The following is a 23,207-nucleotide window of genomic DNA, read 5'->3' on the forward strand; positions in this document are numbered from 1 at the left end:
ACAGCGCGTCACTCGGCAATAGGGGCGTGAATGGCGCTCATGATAGCGGGTTGTGGCCCGATCTTCTGCAACTGCCCCAGGCGGCTGGCGGTGCGCGCCAGGTCGATGGCCTGGCCACCCAGGGATTGCTCCAGCGGCTGCTCGCCGATCAGCGTCAGTTGCTTGTCCTGGTCGTAAAGTACGTCCACCAGGTTGATAAAGCGTTGTTGGGCGGCAATCGGGCAATCCGCCAGGTGTGGCAGGCCATCGATGATCCAGCGGTCGTAGTCGCGGCACAGTTGCAGATAGTCCATGACGGCGGTCGGTTGCTCGCACAGGTCGCTGAAGGTGAAGGCGATGCTGCGGCCCTGGTGCCTGCGGGCAATCAGTTTCCGGGCACCGACGGCCAGGCTGATCGGGGCGTGATCCGCTGACGGCAGATCCAGAGCCTCGCGTTGCGCGGGTGTACCCGGCCAGACGAACTGGCCGGTGGTGAAACGCTGCTCACCGTGAGCCTGGGCCAGGCCGCGATAATCCTGGGGCGCGCTGACTTCCATCACGTCCATGCGCGCACTGATCAGCTCGATCACCGGCTTGAAGCGCTGGTGGTACAGCGGGTTCGGCAACAACCCGGCGGGCGGGTAATTGGAGGTAACCAGCACCCACACCCCGCGCCGGAACAGGGCCTTGAACAGACGGCTGATCAGCATCGCGTCGCCGATGTCATGCACGTGAAACTCGTCGAAGCACAGCACGCGGCAGCCTTCGAGCAGTTCGTCCAGGGTCACGGCCAGGGCGTCGCGCTGCTGGCGATGGGTAAACATGCCGCGGTGCAGGCGGGCGAAAAAATCGTGAAAGTGCACGCGCTGCTTCTCGGCAATCGGCAGCGCCTGGAAAAAACCGTCCAGCAACCAGCTTTTGCCCCGGCCCACGGCACCGTGCAGGTACAGGCTGCGGGTTGGACGGCCGGCCAGCAGGTGGGCGGTTTGCCGGGCCATGCACGCGATGACCTGCAGCTGGCTGGCGCTGAGGGTGTAGCCCTGTTGCCGGGCCTTGTCCTGGAAAAAAGTCGTAATGCCGGGGGCGGAATCAGGCGCCGCAGGTTTACCCAGCAACCGTTTGAGCAGGGGCGGTAACGCAGCCAATGTCAGTCACTCTGTGTTTCGGTGGTCGCCCACTTTAGAGCGCCGGTTGCGGTTTGACCAATAGGGAAGCGCGGCGCGAGCTATCTGGAAAAGGCATGGCTCAATGGGATCCAAACCAGTGACCTGACTGGCGGAATCCCCTTGAGTGACTACCCTCATACAAAGCAGTCACCCCTGTATAAGGATTTGGGGCAGTGAAGGGACACGCAGTCTTGGCAATCATGAGCGCGATGCTCTGCAACACGGTTTATGGCGCTCAGCTCCAGGTTGAAGTGCGCATCGACGTGCAGCGCGGTTGCCAACTGGTGGGCACCGCCCGCGAGGCCGGCATCGAGCAACTCGGCGTGCTGGATTTTGGCAGCAGTTCCCGTCTGGATGACCCGGCGGGCCCGTTGAGTGCTGCCTTGATCAGCCAGCGCCAGCCACGCCTGGAGTGCAACCCGGATACGCCGTATCAGGTGCGTGTCGACGGCGGCCTGCATGGCGGCGTGGGTGACGTGCGTTACCTGGGCGCCGCCGCCCCTTCGATCAAACCCATTCCTTACCGCATTTATGCCGACGCGGCGCGTCGTATCCCCTTGGCCGTGGACGTACCGGTGAGTGGCCGCGTGCCTGATTCCGGCACGGTGGACCTGCCGCTCTATGGGCGCATTGAGCCGCTCAAGGAAGTCCCGGCGGTGGGGCGTTATTCCGACCTGCTCAAAGTGACGGTGACATGGTAAGCCGGGCCCTGGCCTGCATCGTGCTGGGCGGCCTGTTGCTCCTGGCGGAGGACGCCCAGGCGGCGGCGGTCACCGGTCAGATTCACGCGCGGCTGGTGATTACTGCCAGTTGCCAGGTGAGCAAAGGCGCCGACAGCGCGCCGGTCAGCCCCGACGGAGGCTCGGCCTTGCTGGACTTTGGCAGCCACGGGCCCACCTGGGACAACCGCCTGGGTGCCAGTGTCAGTGACGGCGACAAGGCGGCGCTGGCGGTCTCCTGCAACCCGTCGGTGGTGAGCAGCTTCACCGTGACCATCGACGGCGGCGCTCATGGCGACGGCACCACCCGGCGCCTGAGCAATGGCCGCCAAACCATACCGTATCGGCTGTCGGCCGACCCCGCAGGCCGGAACACCTACAGCATCGGCCAGCAACGCAATTTCGTCGTGACCAAGGGCGCACAAGTACCGATCCCGGTATTCGGCTCGGTGGTGGCGAATACCAGGGCCCTACCGGCCGGCATCTACACAGACACCCTGACGGTGACTCTGGATTGGTAAACCATGAGGATGGACATCATGCATGCACTTGTTTCGAAAGCAGTTTTTCCACTGATGGCACTGGTCTGGGTGTCGAGTGCCCAGGCGGCCACCACGGTCACCGGGCAGATCAGCTCGACCCTGATCCTGACCAACAGTTGCCTGGTCAACGGCGTCGGCGGCACCACCGGGTTGAACTTCGGTACGATCAATTTCGGTACCACCAACAGCCAGTTCACCACGCAGTCCGGCCAGGTGCTGGGCGGCGGCGGGGGCGCGTTGTCGATTCAGTGTTCATCGGGCACCTCGCCGGTGATCACTGTGGGGGCCGGGTCCCATGACGGCCAATCCACCGGCGGCACCCGGGCGCTGTACGACGGCGTCGCCAATTACGTGCCGTACGACTTCTACACCGACACCGGGCATTCATCGATCCTGGCGATCAACGGCACCATCAACCTCGCCCCGAGCACCGGCGTTGCGCAAACCGTGAATATCTACGGCCAGGCCGTGGGCAAGACGGGGCTGCCGGCCGGTACCTATACCGACACGGTGTCCGTGCAACTGACGTTCTAGTGCCATGAAGCGGGCCTGCTGGGCGACGCTGGCGGTCATCACCGGTTGGGGGATGCCGTTGTCGTTGCTGGCGGTGACCAGCCAGACAATCCAGGTCAGCGCGACGATTGCCGCGGGCTGCCTGGTGGTGGGCGGCGGCACGAATTACGGCAGCCTGGCGTTCGGCAGCTATTCGTCGTTGTCGACCAGTACGGTCTCGGTGGCGCTGAGCGGCGGGGTAACGCTGCAGTGCACGCCGGGCGTCACCTTGAACATGACCGTGGATGGCGGTTTGCACAACGTCGGTGGCCGGCGCATGCAGCTCAATAGTGGCAGTGCCCAAGTGGCGTATCAGCTGTTTCGGGACGCGGCATTTAGCCAAAGCCTGGGGATCAGCCAAAGCGTCAGCGTGAGCTACAGCAACGCAAACGCTATAACCCTGCCGATTTACGGCCGGGTGGTGTTACCGGGTAATCAGCCTGGGGGGACGTACAGCGACGTGCTGCAGGTGCAGCTGTCCTGGTAAGGCGATTGGCATAAGGAGTGAAATCTATGTTTGCAGCTTCCCGGCGGTATTGGGTTGCGGGTTTTATCGGTTTGGTGGCGTTGGGGGCGGGGCAGGCCCAGGCCGCCAGCTCAGTGCTGATCTGGCCCATCGACCCGGTGCTGGAGGCCGATCAACAGGCCAGCGCCTTGTGGTTGGAGAACCGCGGTACAGAGACCGCCAACCTGCAGATTCGAGTGTTTGCCTGGAGCCAGGGCGGGTTTGACGAGCAGTACCAGAACCAGCGCGACGTGATTGGCAGCCCGCCGGTGGCGAAGATCGAGCCGGGGCAAAAACAACTGGTGCGCCTGACCCGGACCCGGGAAGTGCCGCCGGGCCAGGAGCTGGCGTATCGGATCATCATCGACGAAATTCCTGCCGCCGCCCCTGAAACGCCCGCCGCTGACGGCAAGACAGCCGCCGCGATCCGCTTTCAGATGCGCTATTCGGTGCCCTTGTTCGCCTACGGCGCAGGCCTGTGGAGCAAGGAAGACGCCACCCGCCAACGCGACCCCAAGGGCGCGGGCAAGCCTGACCTGAGCTGGAAAAAAGTCAGCGTCGGCGGGCGCAATTACGTGGAGATGCGCAACCAGGGCGCGGTGCACGCGCGGCTGACCGATGTGGCGTTCAAGCAGGGCGGTCAGACCCGGCCGCTGGTGGACGGCCTGCTGGGCTATGTACTGCCGGGGGCGACCATGCGCTGGCCGGTGCCGGAAGGGGTCGCTGGCGATCAGCCGTTGCAGGTGCGGGTCAATGGCGCAACGCAACTGGAGAGTCTTGCACCGGGACGGTAACGCGATGGAATAGGGCATGGAGTAGCCCTTGGTCTTAACGGATGGAGATGTCCATTGATGGACACAAAGCCTTGGTGAGCCATGATCGGGCTCGCAGTCTATGGCGATCGGTGTGGGTGGTGGGAGGCCTGTCTGGCCTGGCGCTTGCGCCGCTTGGCGTGGCCGCTCCGTTGCCACCGCCCCCCAGCAGTATGGAGGCTGTTGCCGATGCACAGTTGTTCCTCGAACTGGTGGTCAACCAGATGGACACCGGCCGGGTGGTCGCTGTGGATCAGCGTGCCGGCGGGTTGTTTCTGCCGGCGGCGACGTTGCGGGATGTCGGCATGAAACTGCCGGCTGAGATCACCAGCGAGGTCGCGCTGGACCACGTGCCCGGCCTGCACACCGACTATGACAGCCAGGGCCAGCGCCTGATGCTGACGGTGCCGCCGGCGTGGCTGCCGGAGCAGTTTATCGGCCACCGCAATAACTATCCGCGCAGCGAGGCACTCACCAGTTTTGGTGCGTTGCTCAACTACGATGCCTACCTGAATGACACAGATGACGCCGGCACTTACCTGGGCGTCTTCAACGAACTGCGGCTGTTCGATACGTGGGGCACCCTGTCCAATACCGGCCAATACCGCAACACGTTTGGCGGCCAGACGAATGGCAGCGCCCTGAACAATGGCTATCGGCGCTATGACACCACCTGGCGCTTTTCCGACGATGAGCGCCTGCTGACCTACGAAGCGGGCGACGTGATCAGCGGCGCGTTGCCGTGGAGCAGTTCGGTGCGCCTGGGCGGGGTGCAAGTGTCGCGGGACTTCGGCGTACGCCCCGACCTGGTGACCTATCCCTTGCCACAGTTTGCCGGGGAGGCGGCGGTGCCGTCGTCGGTGGACCTGTTTATCAACGGCTACAAATCCAGCAGCGCCGACTTGCAGCCGGGTCCTTACACCCTGACCAACGTACCGTTTATCAACGGTGCGGGGGAAGCCGTGGTGGTCACCACCGATGCCCTGGGCCGGCAAGTGTCGACCACGGTGCCGTTCTACGTCACCAGCACCCTGCTGCAAAAAGGCTTGTCGGATTTTTCGGTGGCGGCCGGTAATTTACGTCGGGACTACACCCTTCGGGATTTTGGCTACGGGCCCGGCGTGGCCAGCGGCACGTTCCGTTACGGGGTCTCGAACTACGTCACCCTGGAAAGCCATGCCGAAGCCTCAGGCGACCTGACCCTGGGCGGGCTGGGCGGCAACGTAAGGCTGGGCAACTTCGGCGTACTCAACACGGCCCTCAGCCAAAGCCAGTTTGACGGCGAGACCGGCCAGCAACTGAGCTTCGGTTATCAATACAGCAACCAGCGCTACAGCCTGTCGTACCAGCGGGTGGAGCGCCGCGATCAGTACGCCGACCTGACCCTGGTCGACACCCCTTACGCCAGCCTCAGCAAACGCAGCGAACAGGTGACCCTGAGCCTGAACCTCAACGATTACGGCAGCATCGGCGCCGGCTATTTCGATGTGCAGGCCGCCGATGATTCACGCACCCGGTTGTTGAACCTGACCTGGAGCAAGCAGCTGTGGCGCAACACCAGCTTCTATCTGTCGGCCAACCGCGAGGTGGGCGACAGCAACTGGGCCATGCAGGCGCAGTTGGTGATCCCGTTCGACATCTACGGCAGCCTGGCCCTGAGCAACGAGCGCAGCCAGGCCGGCGAGAGTCGCCAGCGGGTCAACTACAGCCGTGCGGTGCCCTCCGAGGGCGGCGTGGGCTACAACCTGGGTTACGCCAGCGGCGACGGGCCGGCGTATCGCCAGGCCGATCTGACCTGGCGCATGCAGTCGGTGCAATTGCAGGCGGGCGTGTACGGCAGCAGCGACGCCGAAACCCGTTGGGCGGACGCCAACGGCTCGCTGGTGTGGATGGACAAGCAAGTGTTCACGGCCAACCGGGTCAATGACGCGTTTGTGGTGGTGAGCACCGACGGTTATGCCGGGGTGCCGGTGCTCTACGAAAACCAGTTGGTGGGTGAAACCGATCGCAACGGGCATCTGCTGGTGCCGTGGAGCAGCGCTTACTACCGCGGCAAATATGAAATCGACCCGCTGAACCTGCCGGTCAATGTGCAGACCCCCAACGTCGAGCAGCGCGTGGCGGTACGGCGCGGCAGTGGCTACTTGTTGGAGTTCCCGCTGCGCCGGGTGGTAGCGGCCAGTATCACCCTGGTGGATGCACAGCATCAGGACCTGCCGCTGGGCAGTCAGGTGCGCCATGAACAAACCGGGGCGCGGGCGGTGGTGGGTTGGGATGGCCTGGTGTACCTGGAGAACCTGGCGGCCCACAACACCTTGCAGGTCACTGTGGGCGAGGGCCGTACCTGTCAGGCGACGTTCGACCTGGATATCAACGAGGAGCAGGTGCCGCTGATCGGGCCGCTGGTTTGCCAATGACATAAGGAGTGTGAGTGTGCGGGGCAAGGGATGGATAGTTGGATGGCTGGTGCTGGTGGGCCTGGGGGTTTCGACCCCGGCCATGGCCGCGTGTACGGTGCCGGGAACCACCTCGCCGGCCAGCTTTGGCTCGATCAGTTCGATGACGGTACGCACCGCCGCCCAGACCAGTTCTACCACCAATGCCGGCTTGAACTGCGGGGCCACGCTGATCTCGCTGCTGGCGGCCAGTGATCACTTCTATGCAACCATCACCTCGGCGACCAGCGGCATGGTGGGGCCTACCGGGGATGTCATCGGCTATACGATTTACGGCAATAACAGCACCAGTTACCCGATTACCCGTGGCGTCCAATTCGATTTCGGTGCTACCGGCATTGCTCAAAGCGTTGGCCTGGTTTCCGGGCCGGGCACCAAAACCTTGCCGCTTTACCTGAGCTCGATCACGGGAAGCAATGTGGCTGCCGGGCTCTACACCGAGACACTCAGCATCGCCTGGGTCTGGAACTATTGCTCGGTCCTGGGGGTTGGGACGCTGTGTGTCTTCCGGGATTCCGGCACGGGTACGGCTAATCTGACGGTGAGCATGACGGTGAGCAACGACTGCCAGATCACCGCGCCCAATATCAGTTTTGGCAGCGCGCCAGTGATCAGTGGTTTTTCCAGCGTGAACGGGCAGGCCACTATTACCTGCACCAAGGGCAGTGCGTACACCGTGGGTATCAGCGACGGACTGAACCCGGTGAGTGTGGGGGGGCAGCGGCGGATGGTCTCGGGGAGCAACTTCCTGAATTACGACATCTTCAAAAGCGCCACCACCACCCGCTGGGGCAGCGTGACCACCGCCCGGCGCGCCAGCTCCACGGCGGAGGTGAATCCCGGAAATGGCCTGGGCACCGGCAGCCAGGTGTTCAACTACAACGCTGCGATCTATCCCAACCAGGCCACACCACCGGCCGGCACCTACACCGACAACGTGGTGCTGGATGTGGGCTTTTAGAAGCGCATCGTCTGCTTGAGCAATTGTGTGGTCGACGGGTCTTGCGGGCTGACCATCGCATAGTTGTAGCCCGCGCCCGACCAGTACTCGGCCTGCAGACCGTCGGCACTGCGGCTGCCCCGGGGCAGGAATTTGTTTTCCGGGCCTGGCGGGCGAATGTAGAAACTGATGCGCCGCCCTTGCGGGTCTTCATACAGCACCATGGCCGCCGCGCCTTGTTCGGTGCTGAGCAGGCGCCCGCTGACCGCCTTGAACCCGGCCTGGCTCAGGTCTGGCAGGCGGTAGGCCTGGTTGAAGTAACGGTCGAGCCAGCCTTGCATGTCGCCATCGCTTTGCACGTGGTAGTCGGCGGGCAGGATGCCGTCCTGGGCGAACAGGCGGTAGGCCTGCATCGCGTCGGTCATGGGCAACACGTTGTCGGCCAGGGTTGCCTGGCGGGCCTGCCAGCCGCCGAGGCCGCCCACGCCCACGGCGATCAACAGCACCGCAGCGGTCGCGAGGTGACGGCGTGACTGGCGTTTGACCCGCTGGCGAATCAGGGCCGGGTCCAGCTCGGGGTTGGCCGGCTGTTGCAGTGCGCCGCTCAAGGACGCCCGCAGGTGCTGTGCATCCTGCTGCCAGGCATGCACCTGGGCGGCGACCTCCGGGTGGGCCGCCAGCCAGGTTTCGAGCTGGCGGCGGTCAGCGTCCAGGAGCTGGTGATCGACGTAGGCATGCAAATCGCGTTCGCTGGGAGGCAGGCTGATCATTTGAGTATCCGCAGGGCAGGGCTGGTGATTTCGCCGTCGCTGAGCTGGCGCAGGGCCTGGCGTGCACGGGACAGGCGAGACATCACGGTGCCCACAGGCACCTCAAGGATGTCGGCGACTTCTTTGTAGCTCAAGCCTTCCACCGACACCCATAGCAGCAGGGCACGTTGTTCGGTGTTCAATTTATCGAAGGCTTGCAGGGTCGATTGCGCGATGACCGTGCGCTCGACCGACGGCTGCGAATCATCGCGGCCGGTGAAAAACTCCAACATGCGCGTGTACCGCCGGGAACGCCGGTGGGCGTCGAGAAACTGCCGGTACAGGATCGAGAACAGCCAGGCGCGCAAGTCGCCTTCGAGGCGTTTGTCGGCCCAACTGATGATCGCGCGTTCAAGGCTGGCCTGTACCAGGTCGTCGGCACTGCTGCTGTTACGCGTCAGGGACACGGCAAAACGCCGCAACCTGGGGATGAGTTCACGTAACTGTTCGTCGAGTTCGTGCATGGGATTCTGGCTAGTCACTACGCTGGGACTAGGAAGACGTCCGGCGTTGAAGGTTATTCCAGGCCAATAAAAATAAACAGCCGGCCAGGGAATAGAGTGCGCTGGCGTACGTCCCAAGTGTTCCGACCTTATGTTTCACCCACTCAAGGCCTTGGGCCCTGGAGTTATTTCATGGTAGATCACTCATCACCGCCCCGTCCGCCGCTGAGCACCGCAAGCCTGATAATTCGGTTGGCCAGCATCGGCGTGGTGGTTGCCGTCGTGGCCGGGGCGTTCGCCTACGTCAATGGCAGCCTCGACCCACAACGGTTGCGTCCCAAAACCCTGGTCAATGCCCTGGAAACCAACAACGGTTTGCACCCTGGTTACCGTCGCAACCATGCCAAGGGCGTGTGCGTGGCCGGTTATTTCGAGAGCAGCCCCGAGGCGCGCCAGTACTCCAGTGCCCAGGTCTTCAGTGAAGCGCGCACGCCGGTTATCGGGCGTTTTGCGCTGCCCAGCGGCAACCCTTATGCGCCGGACAGCAGCGTACCGATCCGCAGTTTTGCCCTGCAATTCAGCTTGGCTAACGGCCAGCAATGGCGCACCGGGATGAACAGCATGCCGGTGTTCCCGGTGGGCACGCCCGAGGCCTTCTTTGCGATGCTCAAGGCCGGTGCACCAGACCCGGCCACCGGCAAGCCGAACCCGACTGCCATGCCGGCGTTTTTCGCGGCGCATCCCGAGACCGCGCCGTTCCTGGCCTGGGTCAAGACCGCCAAGCCGTCCGCCAGCTATGCCACTGAAACCTATAACGGTATCAACGCGTTTTACCTGGTGAACGCCAGCGGCCAGCGCCAGGCCGTGCGTTGGGGCGTCGTGCCACAAAGCCAGGATGCACCGGGTGCCACGGCGCCAGCCGGCGGCGATTTCCTTGAAAAAGACCTGGCGCAGCGCCTGGGAGCCGGCCCGTTGCGCTGGCAGTTGAACGTCACACTGGCCAACCCGGGCGACCCGGTGGACGACGCCAGCAAGACCTGGAGCGGCGAGCACAAAGTGCTGAACGCGGGCACGCTGGTGCTGGAAAGCAGCCAGCCGCAAATGGACGGCGACTGCCGCGACATCAACTTTGATCCACTGATTCTGCCGAGCGGTATCGAAGCCTCGAATGACCCACTGCTGGCCGCCCGTTCGGCGGCGTACGCCAGTTCTTACCTGCGTCGCACCAGCGAAGTCAGCCAGTTGCACAGCGCCCCACAGGAGTCGAAGCCATGAATGCTCAACCCCGGTTTTTCGCCCCGCTGGCGCGGCTGCTGCATTGGCTCATGGCGTTGATGATCATCGCCATGCTGTTTATTGGCGCGGGCATGGTGGCGTCGGTGTCGGAGCGCCATGAGTGGCTGATCCATCTGCACAAGCCGTTGGGTATTGCGATCCTGGCGCTGGTGATCGTGCGCTTGGTCGTGCGTTTTTCCACGCGTCAGCCGCCGCTTCCCGCGGACTTGCCGCTGTGGCAAGCGCTGGCGGCCAAGGCGTCCCATGTGGTGCTGTATGCCCTGATGCTGGTGTTGCCGCTGCTGGGTTGGGCGATGATTTCGGCGGCCGGCGATCCGGTGATGCTCAGCAGTTCGGTGCAACTGCCGGCGCTGGTCGGCGCGAATGCGCCGTTGTTTGCGGTGTTGCGCAAGGCTCACGGGTATCTGGCGTATTTGCTGTTTCTGACCGTGCTGTTGCACCTGGCGGCGGCGCTGTTCCACGGTTTGATCCGGCGTGACGGCGTGCTGCAAAGCATGACTGGAACCAAGGACTGACACCTTGCCCGGCGACCGCTGCGATTGCGCAGCGGTCGCCGGGTGCAGGGATCAGCGCAGTACGCCGACGATGTCCGCCACGGTGCTCAGCACATCCTTGCCCAACTGCATCGAGCGTTTGCCCGACCAGCCGGTGTGCGGGTTGGGCGCGTCGTCGTTGTCCTTGAAGGGCATTTCCAGGGTCAGGGACAGGCAGTCGAACTTCTCGCCGACGCTGTTGCACGCCAGCGTCATGTTGGCTTCCCCCGGCAGGTCGCGGGTGTAGCCGTGCACGGTCTGGAAGTCGCGGGTGAGGCCGCTCAGGTGGCTGCGGAAGTGTTTTTCCAATTGCTCGATGCGCGGCGTGTAGCCGGGGTTGCCTTCGCAGCCGGCGGTGAACACGTAGGGGATTTCTTCGTCGCCGTGGATATCCAGGAACAGGTCAACGCCATACTTTTCCATTTGCTGCTGGACGAACAGCACTTCCGGGCTGATCTCCTGGCTCGCGCTTTGCCAGGCCCGGTTAAGGTCCTGGCCCATGGCGTTGGTGCGCAGATGGCCATGGAACGCGCCATCGGGGTTCATGTTGGGCACCAGGTACAGGTCGGCGGCGGCCAGCAGTTTTTTCAGCTCGGCGTCACCGTCCTGTTGCAGGCGTTCGATGATGCCTTCCATAAACCATTCGGCCATGTGCTCGCCGGGATGCTGCTGGGCGATGATCCAGACCTTGCGCTTGTTGGCCTCGCCTTTGCCCCGGCGCAGCAGCGGGATATCACGCCCTTCGACACTCTTGCCGGTGGCCAGCAATTGCGTGCCGGCGCGGTTCAGCGCCTGGTCGATCAGCCAGGCATGGCGTTCGCGGCTGTAGGGTTCGAAGTAGGCGAACCAGGCCTGTTTTTCCCGGGTTTCGAGGGTGATGTGCAGCGTCTCGCCATCAAAGCGGGTGGGTACCCGAAACCAGTTGATATGGTCGTAGGACGCCACGGCGTTGTAACCACTCCAGGCGTGCTTGTAGGAAGAGTGGCCGGCGTTGCTCAGGCGAAAGGTGTGGCTGTGGCCCACGTGCATGCCTTCGGCCTTGAAGTGGAACCACTGGAAGTGTTGGCTGCGTGTATCGGGCTTGATGGCCAGCAGCAACTGGTGGGCATCACTGGCGTCGAGCACCTGGATATTGCCGCTGTCGAAGTCGGTGCTGATCTTGATGGAGGTCAAGGCCACGGTCATAGTCTGGTTGCCTGAATATGAGTGTTGTGGCGGGCATTTTACACCGGAGCGGGGTAAAGCCTGGATGCAATTTTTTGCGGGGGAAGAGGGGGCGTCGTCCATGACGCCGCAGCAGCTTAGAATCTATGAGATTGATTCTCAAGTGCTATTTTTGAAAGAACCGGGCCAGAGCGCCGGATCGACTTTCTTTTGGCGATAGTCTTTTGCTACCATGCGCGCCATCAAGCAACACACAGTCTTCATTAGCCTGAAGCCACGCCAGGAAAAACTGGCAAAAAAAAGACCCGGCCAAAGAGCCGGGTCAAAAACCGTGATTAGCCTGATGAGGAGATATTCCAAGAGTCCGACCTAAGGTCTCTTGGTCTATCGACTGATCTCGCGATCAGCTAGGTCCAATAATAATAATAATCATTATCATTTGCAAGTCAAATGTTTTTATCCGCCAGATAGAAATATTTTTCCTTCGCGTCTGTTACATCCTCGCCGAGTGTTCGGCCTCCCGGGTCGAAAGCCGTAGCGACCGCTCCACCATCACCTTCGCCATATCAATCAAATAGACCACTGAAAACGCCAGGTCCCGGCTGTTGCCGTGGCTGCTGTTTGCCGATTCGTAGGCAGTGGCTGCGGCACTGCGCAGCAGGTCGGAGGCGTGCACCAGCGCTTCCTCATCACTGATGCTCGGTTTGACTGTAAACAAGGCGTCGTCAGCGGACGGCGTGGCGAGATCCTCTTTCAAGTAATAGTCCAGCGCGCGTTGGGCAGCGCCGCTGCTGCGCATGAACAGCAGCTCGTCTTCGTCGCAGGTTTCGGGCAGGGGATACGGGGTTGTCGTCATGAAGTCGGTGCTCTGGGTGGATGTCGAAAGCCTGCAACCGATATTAGTACTAATCGTATTTATGGCGTTTTATTGATTACTACAAACTGTTTATTGTCGCTGCGAGTACACAACGTATTGTCGGGCCCCATGGATAAATGGATTGCACTGGTCAAGGCCAGCATGAAAGACCGCAAGGTCACGCAGGATCAGTTGGCCTCACGCCTGGGCATGTCCCAGGGCGGAGTCGGCCATTGGCTGAACAAGCGCCGGGTGCCGAGCCTTGCCGACATGAATCGGGTGATGGACGAACTGGGTCTTGGCGACCTTGAGGTCGCGCTGGTGGTTCGCGAAAAAGCGGTCGCACCGGTGGAAGAAGAGTTGGAGCCAACGCCGCACTACAACCCCCATTACCGTTACCCGGTGAGCGAAGGGAAAGGAGGGTATCCATTGCAGGAAGAATCCCGGCCTTACGGTGCTGCACGTTTCCGGATGAGTGACTATCAGGCCCGTGGCAAGGCGTTCTGGCTGCGGGTGATCGGCGATGCCATGACCGCCCCCGCCGGCTTGTGTATCACCGAGGGCATGATGGTGCTGGTGGACCCGGCCATCCGGCCTGAGCCGGGCAAACTGGTGGTGGCCCAATGGGCATTTAATCCCCAGGCCACCTTGCGCAAACTGGTGAAGGACAGCGGTCAGCTTTACCTGGTACCGCTCAACCCGACTTACCCGAAAATGCTGTTCAGCGAGGAGTGCCGCATCATCGGTGTGGTGGTGCAGGCGGTCACAAGGTTTTAGCTCGTGGCTTCCAGTTCCACCAGTGCGCTGCCTTCACTGACCATTTCACCTTCCTGGCAATACAGCGCCTTGACCACCCCGGCATGGGGCGCGCGAATGCTGTGTTCCATCTTCATGGCTTCCAGCACCACCAGTTGCGTACCGGCTTCCACCGTTTGGCCGACGTCCACCAACACCCGCACGATGCTGCCGTTCATCGGTGCGGTCAGGCCTCCCTGATAGGACTGGCTGGCGTCGACGGCGGCGATCGGGTCGAACAGGCTGACGCTGTGCACTTCGCCGTCCCAACGCAGAAACAGGCTGCCGCCCTCGCGCACCGCCAGATGAGAGCGGCGCACACCTTGCCGGTCGATCAGCAACTGCTCGCCGTGCAACCGGGGCGGGTTGACGCCGGCTTGCAGGGTGACCAGGCGATCCTGGCCGTTGCAGCTCAAATGCAGGGAAACCTCGGCGGGCAACCCGGCGCGAAAGCCATGGGTGTCGGCCCAGGGTGAACTGGAATCAGCGCTCGGCCGGGTTTGCATGAACGCCTGGCCCGCGGCCTGCCAGAACGCATCACTCAACTCGCCGGGGGCCGGTAGCAGCTCATCCTGATAACGCGGGATAAACCCGGTATCCAGCTCGGCAGCCGCAAACGCCGGATGGCCGATGATGCGCCGCAAAAAGCCCAGGTTGGTCTTCAAGCCACCCACGGCAAATTCATCCAGCATACCCAGCAGCCGCAGACGCGCCTGCTCGCGGTCTTCGCCCCAGGCAATCAGCTTGCCCAGCATCGGGTCGTAGAACGGTGACACGTTGTCGCCTTGTTCGACGCCGCTGTCCACCCGACGCCCCGGCCCGGGCGTGGATTCGCGGTACAGCGCCAGGTGCCCGGTGGCCGGCAGGAAATCATTGGCCGGGTCCTCGGCGTACAACCGCACTTCAATCGCATGCCCCCGCAGTGGCACCTGCTCCTGAGTCATAGGCAGTGGCTCGCCCTGGGCCACACGAATCTGCCAGGCCACCAGGTCCAGGCCGGTGATGGCTTCGGTCACCGGGTGTTCCACCTGCAGCCGGGTGTTCATCTCCATGAAGAAAAACTCGCCCCGTGCGTCCAGCAGAAACTCCACCGTGCCCGCACCCACATAACCGATGGCCTGGGCCGCACGAACTGCCGCCTCGCCCATGGCCTTGCGTTGCTCGGCACTCAGGCCCGGTGCCGGTGCTTCCTCGACGACTTTCTGGTGGCGCCGCTGGATCGAGCAATCGCGCTCGTTGAGGTACAGGCAATGCCCATGCTGGTCGGCGAACACCTGGATTTCCACGTGACGCGGCTTGAGCAAATACTTCTCCACCAGCATCTGCGCATTGCCAAACGAGGACAGCGCTTCACGCTGGGCCGAGGCCAGGGCTTCGGCCAGCTGGCTGACGTCCTCGACCACTTTCATGCCCTTGCCGCCACCGCCTGCCGTGGCCTTGAGCAGCACCGGGTAACCTATGCGCTCGGCCGCCTGGCGAAAGGTCTCCAGGTCCTGGGCGTCGCCGTGGTAACCCGGCACCAGCGGCACGCCGGCAGTCTCCATCAATGCCTTGGCCGCCGACTTGCTGCCCATGGCATCAATGGCCGAGGCGGGCGGGCCGAGGAAGATCAACCCGGCGGCTTCAATGGCGCGGGCGAACCCGGCGTTCTCTGACAGAAACCCGTAACCCGGGTGAATGGCCTGGGCGCCGCTGGCCTGGGCCGCGGCGATCAGCTTGTCGATTTGCAGGTAACTGTCGGCGGCCTTGCTGCCGCCCAGGTCCACACGAATATCCGCCTCGCGGGCATGCCGTGCGTCACGGTCCGTGGCGCTGTGCACGGCCACGGTGGTCAGGCCCATGGCCTTGGCGGTGCGCATCACCCGGCAGGCGATTTCGCCGCGGTTGGCCACCAATACAGTGGTAAGCGTCTTCATGAACGCGGCTCCTGGGACTGCCAGTTGGGCGAGCGTTTTTGCAAAAAGGCGCGCAAGCCTTCCTGGCCTTCGGCGCTGACGCGGATCCGCGCGATGGAGTTTTCGCAGTAGCGACGCAGTGCCGGGGTGAGCGCCCCATGGCCGACCTCACGCAGCAAATCCTTGCTGGCGCGCATGGCCGCCGGGCTGTTGAGCAGCAGATTGGTGACCCACCGTTCAACCTGCACATCCAGATCGGCCGTCGGATAACTCTCCGCCAGCAGCCCGATTTCCCGTGCGCGCTGGCCCCCAAAACGATCAGCCGTGAGGGCATATCGACGGGCTGCGCGCTCGCCGATCGCCTGCACCACGAACGGGCTGATCACTGCAGGCGCCAGGCCAATACGCACTTCCGACAGGCAGAACTGCGCCTCATCAGTGCCGATGGCCATGTCGCAGCAACTGATCAACCCCAGGGCACCGCCATAGGCCGCGCCCTGAACCACGGCCAGCGTCGGGATCTTCAGCTTGGCCAGGTTGTACATCAACTCCGCCAGTTCCCGGGCGTCGTCCAGGTTGGTGTGGTAATCCAGCTCGGCCGACTGCTGCATCCAGGCCAGGTCGGCGCCGGCGCTGAAGTGTTTGCCGCGCCCGCGCAGTACCAAGAAGCGCAGGGCCGGATCGCCCTGGACCTGGTCGAGGGCGATGATCAGTTCGCGGATCATTTCGGCGTTGAACGCGTTGTTCTTGGCTTCACGGCTGAGCCACAGGGTGGCAAAGCCACGCGGGTCGGTGACCAGTTCGAGGGTGTTGAAATCGCTCATGGGGTGCAGCTCCATTTACATGCGGAACACGCCGAAGCGGCTCGGCTCGATGGGGGCGTTCAGTGCGGCGGACAAGGCCAGGGCCAGCACGTCGCGGGTCTGCAACGGGTCGATGACGCCGTCGTCCCACAACCGTGCGCTGGAGTAGTAGGGGTGGCCCTGGGTTTCGTACTGGTCGAGGATCGGCTGCTTGATCGCGGCTTCCTCTTCGCTGCTGAAACCCTGGCCTGCGCGCTCGGCCTGTTCGCGCTTGACCTGCACCAGCACGCCGGCCGCCTGTTCGGCACCCATCACGCCGATGCGTGCGTTGGGCCACATCCACAAGAAGCGCGGGTCGTAGGCGCGGCCGCACATGCCGTAGTTACCGGCGCCGAAGCTGCCACCGATGATCACGGTGAATTTCGGCACCTTGGCACAGGCCACGGCCGTCACCAGCTTGGCGCCGTGCTTGGCGATACCGCCGGCTTCGTATTTCTGGCCGACCATAAAGCCGGTGATGTTTTGCAGGAACAGCAGCGGAATCCCGCGCTGGCAGGCCAGCTCGATAAAGTGCGCGCCTTTCTGCGCGGCTTCGGCGAAGAGGATGCCGTTGTTGGCCAGGATCGCAATCGGGTAGCCGTGCAGGTGCGCAAAGCCGCACACCAGCGTAGTGCCGAACAGCGCCTTGAACTCATCGAACACCGAACCGTCCACCAGCCGCGCGATGACTTCGCGCACATCGAACGGTTGCTTGGCGTCGGCCGGGATCACGCCGTACAGCTCTTCACTGGAATACAGCGGCGCAACCGGCGTGCGCTGCTGCAACTGGCCCAGTTTGCGCCAATTGAGGTTGGCCACACTGCGCCGGGCCAGGGCCAGGGCGTGCTCGTCGCTGTCGGCGTAGTGGTCGGCCACCCCGGAGATCTTGCAGTGCACATCGGCACCGCCCAGGTCTTCGGCACTCACCACTTCGCCGGTCGCCGCCTTCACCAGCGGCGGGCCGGCGAGGAAGATGGTGGCTTGCTGGCGGACCATGATCGCTTCGTCCGCCATCGCCGGCACGTAGGCGCCACCGGCGGTGCAGGAACCCATCACCACCGCGATTTGCGGAATGCCCTGGGCACTCATGTTGGCCTGGTTGAAGAAGATCCGCCCGAAGTGCTCGCGGTCCGGGAACACTTCATCCTGGCGCGGCAGGTTGGCGCCGCCGGAGTCCACCAGGTAGATGCACGGCAGGCGGTTCTGCTCGGCGATGGTCTGGGCGCGCAGGTGTTTCTTGACGGTCAGCGGGTAGTACGAGCCGCCTTTTACCGTGGCGTCGTTGGCGACGATCATGCATTCGACGCCCTCCACACGGCCGATCCCGGCAATCACGCCGGCCGCGGGCACGTCTTCGCCATACACCTGATACGCCGCCAGTTGGCTGAGTTCCAGAAACGGCGAGCCCGGGTCGAGCAAACGATTGATCCGCTCGCGCGGCAACAGCTTGCCCCGGGACGTATGGCGTTCCTGGGCCTTGGCGCCGCCGCCTTGCTGCACCTGGGCGAGCAGGCTGTGCAGAGCGTCGACCTGTTGGAGCATCGCCGCACTGTTGGCGGCGAATTCCGTCGAGCGCGGGTTGAGCTGGGTGTGCAGGGTTGCCATGGGGCGCGCTCCGTTCAGCGGGTTTCGTTAAACAGTTCGCGACCGATCAACATGCGCCGGATCTCACTGGTACCCGCACCGATTTCATACAGCTTGGCGTCACGCAGCAGACGACCCGCCGGGAATTCATTGATGTAGCCATTGCCGCCGAGAATCTGGATCGCGTCGAGGGCCATCTGGGTGGCGCGTTCGGCGCTGTAGAGGATCACCCCGGCGGCGTCCTTGCGCGTGGTTTCGCCGCGCTCGCAGGCCTGGGCCACCGCATACAGGTAGGCACGGCTGGCGTTGAGTTGGGTGTACATGTCGGCGACCTTGCCCTGGATCAACTGGAACTCGCCGATGCTCTGGCCGAACTGTTTGCGGTCGTGGATGTAGGGCACGATCAGGTCCATGCAGGCCTGCATGATCCCGGTGGGGCCGCCGGACAGCACCACGCGTTCGTAATCGAGGCCGCTCATCAGCACCTTCACGCCGCCATTCAGCACGCCGAGGATGTTTTCTTCCGGCACTTCGACGTCATCGAAGAACAGCTCGCAGGTGTTGGAGCCGCGCATGCCGAGTTTGTCGAACTTGTTGCTGCGGCTGAAGCCCTTCGAATCGCGCTCGACGATAAACGCGGTGATGCCGTGGGCTCCCTTTTCCAGGTCGGTCTTGGCGTAGATCACGTAGGTATTGGCGTCGGGGCCGTTGGTGATCCAGGTCTTGCTGCCGTTGAGCACGTACACACTGCCGCGTTTATCGGCGCGCAGCTTCATGGAAACTACGTCGGAGCCAGCATTCGGCTCGCTCATGGCCAGGGCGCCGATGTGTTCGCCGCTGATCAACTTGGGCAGGTACTTGAGTTTTTGTTCGTGGGTGCCGTTGCGGTTGATCTGGTTGACGCAGAGGTTGGAGTGCGCGCCGTAGGACAACGCCACCGACGCCGAACCCCTGCTGATCTCTTCCATGGCCACCACGTGGGCCAGGTAGCCCAGGCCGGCGCCGCCGTATTCTTCCGGCACGGTGATGCCCAGCAGGCCCATGTCGCCGAACTTGCGCCACATGTCGGCGGGGAACAGGTTGTCGATGTCGATCTGCGCAGCGCGCGGCGCCAGTTCCTTGGCCACGAAGGACTGCACCTGGTCACGCAGCATGTCGATGGTTTCACCGAGGGCGAAGTTCAGGGAGGGGTAACTCATGGACGGGCACCTTTTAACGTTGTTTTTGTGTGGCCGATGCGCCGGGGAGGGCGATCACCTTTACGTTAACGTAAGCTTGCGTTGCAGGACTGTCAATCGTAGTTTACGTTTACGTCAACCTACAAAAAAGACAACAGGGGTCGTTATGGATCAGACGAATCAGAGTTACAGCCGTGGCAGGCAGGACAAGACCTTGCTCGCCATGACCATTGGCCAAGCCTTCGATAACACGGTTGCGCAGTACCCTGACGGCGAAGCGCTGGTGGTACGCCATCAACCGCGTCGCTACACCTGGCGGCAACTGGCAGAGACGGTTGATTTGCATGCGCGTGCGTTCCTGGCCATGGGCATGCAAACCGGCGACCGCCTGGGCATCTGGGCTCCCAACTGCGCGGAGTGGTGCATCAGCCAAATTGCCAGCGCCAAGCTCGGCGTGATTCTGGTCAATATCAACCCGGCGTATCGCAGCAGTGAGCTGGAGTACGTCCTCAAGCAATCCGGTTGCCAGTGGCTGGTGTGCGCCGGGTCATTCAAGACCTCCGATTACCACGGAATGTTGCAGGAACTGAAACCCGACCTGCGCGGCATCATCAGCCTCGATGCCAACCCGCCCCCGGGGTTCACGCCCTGGTCACAATTGGCGGCCCTCGGCGCGGGCGTCGCGCCCGAGCAACTGCACACCCGCCAGGCCAGCCTGCACTTCGATCAACCCGTCAACATCCAGTACACCTCCGGCACCACCGGCTTCCCCAAGGGGGCCACCCTCAGTCACCACAACATCCTCAATAACGGCTATATGGTCGGCGAAAGCCTGGGCCTGACGGCGCAAGACCGCCTGGTGATTCCGGTGCCGCTGTATCACTGCTTCGGCATGGTGATGGGCAACCTGGGCTGCATCACCCACGGCACGACCATGATCTACCCGAATGACGGCTTCGACCCGCTGCTGACCCTGACCGCCGTCGCCGAAGAACAGGCCACCGGGCTCTACGGCGTGCCCACCATGTTTATTGCCATGCTCGATCACCCGCGCCGCGGCGAATTCGACCTGTCGCGTCTGCGCACCGGGATCATGGCGGGCGCCACCTGCCCTATCGAGGTGATGCGCCGGGTCATCAGCGAGATGCACATGAGCGAGGTACAGATTGCCTACGGCATGACCGAAACCAGCCCGGTGTCATTACAGACCGGGCCGGATGACGACCTGGAGCGCCGCGTGACCACCGTTGGGCGTACCCAGCCGCAACTGGAAAGCAAGATTATCGATGAGGCAGGCAACACTGTGGCCCGGGGCCAGATAGGCGAGCTGTGCACCCGTGGCTACAGCGTGATGCTTGGTTACTGGAACAATCCTGAGGCCACCCGCGGGGCCATTGATGAGGCGGGCTGGATGCACACCGGCGACCTGGCCACCATGGATGAGCACGGTTATGTGTGCATCGCCGGGCGCAACAAGGACATGATCATTCGCGGCGGCGAGAACGTGTACCCGCGGGAGCTGGAGGAGTTTTTCTTTACCCACCCGGCGGTGGCGGATGTGCAGGTGATCGGGATTCCCGATGAGCGCTACGGCGAAGCGATCGTCGCGTGGATCAAGTTCCACCCCGGGCATGTCGCCAACGAACTTGAGCTGCAGACATGGTGCAAGGGGCGGATTGCGCACTTCAAGATGCCGAAGCATTTCAAATTTGTGGATGAGTTTCCGATGACGGTGACGGGGAAGATTCAGAAGTTTCGGATGCGGGAAATTATGATTGAGGAGTTGGGGGAGGGGGGGGATTGATGGTGTACATATCCGTTGCTGCGGTAACGGCTACTTAGGGTTCCGCTCTTACAGCGGGTCACTTTGCAAAAGCGGCAAAGTAACCAAAACGCTCTGCCCCGCCTGTCGGCACCTCGCCTAGGCTCGGTGTTCCCTCACTCCGGCATTGCTCCGCGGGCCGCCGCGACGGGGCGTCCCTGCCCCGTCGCGGCTAAACCGGCGTCCTGCCGGTTTACCCGCTCCTCAATCCCTGCGTTCGGCCTCGGGCTTATTGGGGCAGTCAGATCAAGATCAAAAGCAAAAGCACAGCGGCCTACAGGCCGGCTTGAGTGGTAGAAGCCAGATCAAAAGCCAAAGCCAAAGCCAAAGCGAAAACCAAATCTGAAACGGATGCAGCTCTGCTTTTCTGTGGGAGCTGGCTTGCCTGCGATGCAGACAACTCGGTTTTTCAGGTACACCGAGGCGATGCTATCGCAGGCAAGCCAGCTCCCACATTTGGACCGTGCCCCCGGTGTCAGGGTAGTTGTCGCGTCCACCGCTTTTTGAACACATTTCGGGGGCGGCAAGAGTATGGTCATGCCTTTCTACTCAGATGAACGTAAAGCCGCACTGCTGAAAATGATGCTTCCGCCCCTGAGCCTTTCAGCAGCGGAGGTCGCTCGCCGCGAAGGTTGCAGCGATATGTCTCTCCATTATTGGCGCAAACAAGCTGCTGCCAGAGGAACGCAATTGTCCGACGCTAAACAACCCGCCGAAAATTGGTCAGCCGAATCCAAACTGGCGGTCATCATAGAGACAGGTTCGCTGTCGGAACTGGAGATCGGTGAATATTGCCGAAGGAAAGGTATTTTTCCCGAGCAGATTACCGATTGGCGTAATGCGTTTATCGCCAGTAGCACCCAAAAACCAGCTGCGAAAACGGCGAGTTCAGGGCAGTCACGGGATGATAAAAAAGGATCCGTGAGCTTGAGCGCGAACTACGCCGCAAGGATGCGGCGCTGGCCGAGACGGCGGCGTTACTGGTGCTGAGAAAAAAGCTCAATGCCTACTGGGGGAGCGACGACGAGGACAACTGACCTTGTTACCAGAACGGTATTTACTCGTTGGTTGGCTCAATGAAGCCATCCTGGCGGGCGCCCGCAGGGCGCCTGCTTGTCATGAGGTAGACCTTTCACTGAGGACACTGCAACGCTGGAATTTGCCGGAAGAAATCTTGGCGGATGGGCGCACGACGACGCTCAGGCGGATGCCGAACAACGCACTCAGTGAGCTTGAACGGCAAAGTATCGTGACGCTGTGCAACAGCAAAACCTATGCGCATCTGCCGCCGAGCCAAATCGTGCCACAGCTGGCTGACGAGGGGCGTTACATGGCCTCGGAGGCGACATTTTATCGCGTACTGCACGCGGCAGGTCAGCAGCAACATCGCTCGCGTGCCAAGCGGCCGCATCGTCATGAGGCGCCCACGACTTATGCGGCGACCGCCGCCAATCAAGTGTGGTCATGGGACATCACTTACTTGCCGTCACCGGTTCGCGGAAAGTTTTACTACCTCTATCTGATCGAGGATATCTACAGCCGGAAGGCGGTGGGTTGGGAAGTTTACGAAGCAGAAAGCGGTGAAAAAGCAGCCGCGTTGCTGCAACGAAGCGTGACTCAGGAAAAGTGCTGGCTCCAGCCGTTGGTGCTTCACTCGGACAACGGTGCGCCGATGAAATCGTTAACGCTACTAACCAAGATGTACGACTTGGGCATCACGCCGTCTCGCGGTAGACCACGGGTCAGTAACGACAACCCGTACTCGGAATCCTTGTTCAGAACGCTGAAATACTGCCCGCAGTGGCCGCAGGACGGGTTTTCCAGCCTGGAGGAGGCGCGTATCTGGGTAAGGAATTTTATGACCTGGTACAACACCGTGCACCGTCATAGTCGGATCCGCTTCGTGACACCCGCTCAACGTCACGAAGGGAAAGACCGGGAAATCTTGGCTCGCCGAGAGGCGGTATACAGGCAAGCCAGAGAGAGAAGACCGGAAAGATGGTCAGGTGAGACACGCAACTGGAACCCTATCGGGACGGTGTATCTGAACCCTGAAAGGGAGCTGACAGTGGTAATAAAAGCCGCGTAGTACGACGGTGAACGCGACAACTACCTTGAAAAACGCCGCGTGCCCGCTGTAGATTTTGATCTTGATGTTGCCTTTCTGGCTCTGACTGCCCCAATAAGCCCGAGGCCGAACGCAGGTGGTGCGGAGCGGGTAAACCGGCAGGACGCCGGTTTAGCCGCGCTGGGCCAAGGATGGCCCATCGCGGCGGCCCGCGGAGCAGCGCCGGAGTGAGGGAACACCGAGCCTTAGCG

Annotated in this window: 20 protein-coding genes and 1 pseudogene; 12 read left to right on the forward strand and 9 right to left on the reverse strand. The window is 62.4% G+C overall.

Annotation, left to right across the window (positions count from 1 at the left end):
• Positions 1-8: 8 nt before the first annotated feature.
• The gene (gene zapE, locus MUM_RS0103285) at positions 9-1,124 is read right to left on the reverse strand and encodes a cell division protein ZapE (RefSeq protein WP_010166900.1); all 1,116 of its coding nucleotides are present in this window, start codon (positions 1,122-1,124) and stop codon (positions 9-11) included.
• Between the two features lie 221 nt (positions 1,125-1,345).
• Between zapE and MUM_RS0103290 the strand changes: the two genes are divergently transcribed.
• Genes MUM_RS0103290 through MUM_RS0103320 form a run of 7 tightly spaced genes read left to right on the forward strand, consistent with a single transcriptional unit; the run spans position 1,346 to position 7,692 of the window.
• Complete coding sequence (locus tag MUM_RS0103290; RefSeq protein WP_442962348.1) at positions 1,346-1,846, forward strand: Csu type fimbrial protein; 501 nt, start codon at positions 1,346-1,348, stop codon at positions 1,844-1,846.
• Positions 1,840-2,385, forward strand: coding sequence for a Csu type fimbrial protein (locus tag MUM_RS0103295; RefSeq protein ID WP_010166904.1), 546 nt, complete (start codon positions 1,840-1,842; stop codon positions 2,383-2,385). The genes MUM_RS0103290 and MUM_RS0103295 overlap by 7 nt, the downstream gene beginning before the upstream one ends.
• Before the next feature lie 18 nt (positions 2,386-2,403).
• Positions 2,404-2,940: a Csu type fimbrial protein gene (locus tag MUM_RS0103300; protein WP_029615761.1), complete on the forward strand. Its 537-nt coding sequence runs from the start codon at positions 2,404-2,406 to the stop codon at positions 2,938-2,940.
• Between the two features lie 4 nt (positions 2,941-2,944).
• Positions 2,945-3,445 carry a Csu type fimbrial protein gene (locus tag MUM_RS0103305; RefSeq protein ID WP_010166908.1) on the forward strand — a complete coding sequence of 167 codons (501 nt, stop codon included), beginning with the start codon at positions 2,945-2,947 and terminating at the stop codon, positions 3,443-3,445.
• 26 nt (positions 3,446-3,471) lie between these two features.
• Entirely contained in the window at positions 3,472-4,257 is a 786-nt protein-coding gene (locus MUM_RS0103310; protein ID WP_010166910.1) for a fimbrial biogenesis chaperone, read from the forward strand.
• Positions 4,258-4,298: 41 nt separating this feature from the next.
• On the forward strand, positions 4,299-6,692 hold the full coding sequence (locus tag MUM_RS0103315; RefSeq protein ID WP_010166912.1) for a fimbria/pilus outer membrane usher protein: 2,394 nt from the start codon (positions 4,299-4,301) through the stop codon (positions 6,690-6,692).
• A gap of 16 nt (positions 6,693-6,708) precedes the next feature.
• A complete protein-coding gene (locus MUM_RS0103320; RefSeq protein WP_029615763.1) occupies positions 6,709-7,692 on the forward strand; it encodes a Csu type fimbrial protein in 984 nt (327 codons plus the stop codon).
• Here MUM_RS0103320 and MUM_RS0103325 read toward each other — a convergent pair.
• Positions 7,689-8,441 carry an anti-sigma factor family protein gene (locus MUM_RS0103325; protein WP_010166916.1) on the reverse strand — a complete coding sequence of 251 codons (753 nt, stop codon included), beginning with the start codon at positions 8,439-8,441 and terminating at the stop codon, positions 7,689-7,691. The two genes, MUM_RS0103320 and MUM_RS0103325, sit on opposite strands and share 4 nt — an antisense overlap.
• Positions 8,438-8,944: an RNA polymerase sigma factor gene (locus MUM_RS0103330; protein ID WP_010166918.1), complete on the reverse strand. Its 507-nt coding sequence runs from the start codon at positions 8,942-8,944 to the stop codon at positions 8,438-8,440. Before MUM_RS0103330 ends, MUM_RS0103325 begins: the two co-directional genes overlap by 4 nt.
• Before the next feature lie 171 nt (positions 8,945-9,115).
• On the opposite strand from MUM_RS0103330, the gene MUM_RS0103335 reads away from it, so the two are divergent.
• Entirely contained in the window at positions 9,116-10,198 is a 1,083-nt protein-coding gene (locus tag MUM_RS0103335; RefSeq protein WP_010166920.1) for a catalase family peroxidase, read from the forward strand.
• The gene (locus MUM_RS0103340) at positions 10,195-10,734 is read left to right on the forward strand and encodes a cytochrome b (RefSeq protein ID WP_010166924.1); all 540 of its coding nucleotides are present in this window, start codon (positions 10,195-10,197) and stop codon (positions 10,732-10,734) included. The genes MUM_RS0103335 and MUM_RS0103340 overlap by 4 nt, the downstream gene beginning before the upstream one ends.
• A 51-nt stretch (positions 10,735-10,785) precedes the next feature.
• On the opposite strand, the gene MUM_RS0103345 is transcribed toward MUM_RS0103340, so the two are convergent.
• Both MUM_RS0103345 and MUM_RS0103350 read right to left on the reverse strand, forming a co-directional pair.
• Positions 10,786-11,937, reverse strand: a complete 1,152-nt coding sequence (locus MUM_RS0103345; protein WP_010166926.1) for a M14 family metallopeptidase — start codon at positions 11,935-11,937, stop codon at positions 10,786-10,788.
• 472 nt (positions 11,938-12,409) lie between these two features.
• Positions 12,410-12,772, reverse strand: coding sequence for a DUF6124 family protein (locus MUM_RS0103350; RefSeq protein ID WP_010166928.1), 363 nt, complete (start codon positions 12,770-12,772; stop codon positions 12,410-12,412).
• Positions 12,773-12,901: 129 nt separating this feature from the next.
• On the opposite strand from MUM_RS0103350, the gene MUM_RS0103355 reads away from it, so the two are divergent.
• Positions 12,902-13,549, forward strand: coding sequence for a LexA family protein (locus MUM_RS0103355; RefSeq protein ID WP_010166930.1), 648 nt, complete (start codon positions 12,902-12,904; stop codon positions 13,547-13,549).
• Here MUM_RS0103355 and MUM_RS0103360 read toward each other — a convergent pair.
• Genes MUM_RS0103360 through MUM_RS0103375 form a run of 4 tightly spaced genes read right to left on the reverse strand, consistent with a single transcriptional unit; the run spans position 13,546 to position 19,087 of the window.
• Positions 13,546-15,483, reverse strand: coding sequence for an acetyl/propionyl/methylcrotonyl-CoA carboxylase subunit alpha (locus MUM_RS0103360; protein ID WP_010166932.1), 1,938 nt, complete (start codon positions 15,481-15,483; stop codon positions 13,546-13,548). The genes MUM_RS0103355 and MUM_RS0103360 overlap by 4 nt on opposite strands.
• Entirely contained in the window at positions 15,480-16,286 is an 807-nt protein-coding gene (locus MUM_RS0103365; protein WP_010166934.1) for a gamma-carboxygeranoyl-CoA hydratase, read from the reverse strand. Before MUM_RS0103365 ends, MUM_RS0103360 begins: the two co-directional genes overlap by 4 nt.
• 15 nt (positions 16,287-16,301) lie before the next feature.
• On the reverse strand, positions 16,302-17,909 hold the full coding sequence (locus MUM_RS0103370; protein ID WP_010166936.1) for a carboxyl transferase domain-containing protein: 1,608 nt from the start codon (positions 17,907-17,909) through the stop codon (positions 16,302-16,304).
• Positions 17,910-17,923: 14 nt separating this feature from the next.
• Positions 17,924-19,087, reverse strand: a complete 1,164-nt coding sequence (locus MUM_RS0103375; protein WP_010166938.1) for an isovaleryl-CoA dehydrogenase — start codon at positions 19,085-19,087, stop codon at positions 17,924-17,926.
• Between the two features lie 145 nt (positions 19,088-19,232).
• On the opposite strand from MUM_RS0103375, the gene MUM_RS0103380 reads away from it, so the two are divergent.
• Both MUM_RS0103380 and MUM_RS1000000132975 read left to right on the forward strand, forming a co-directional pair.
• Positions 19,233-20,870, forward strand: a complete 1,638-nt coding sequence (locus MUM_RS0103380) for an AMP-binding protein (RefSeq protein WP_010166939.1) — start codon at positions 19,233-19,235, stop codon at positions 20,868-20,870.
• A 555-nt stretch (positions 20,871-21,425) separates the two neighbouring features.
• Positions 21,426-22,977, forward strand: a pseudogene (locus tag MUM_RS1000000132975) (IS3 family transposase).
• Positions 22,978-23,207 lie beyond the last annotated feature (230 nt).

Origin of the sequence: Pseudomonas sp. PAMC 25886 (genome assembly GCF_000242655.1) — a bacterium.
In the GTDB taxonomy this organism is placed as follows: domain Bacteria; phylum Pseudomonadota; class Gammaproteobacteria; order Pseudomonadales; family Pseudomonadaceae; genus Aquipseudomonas.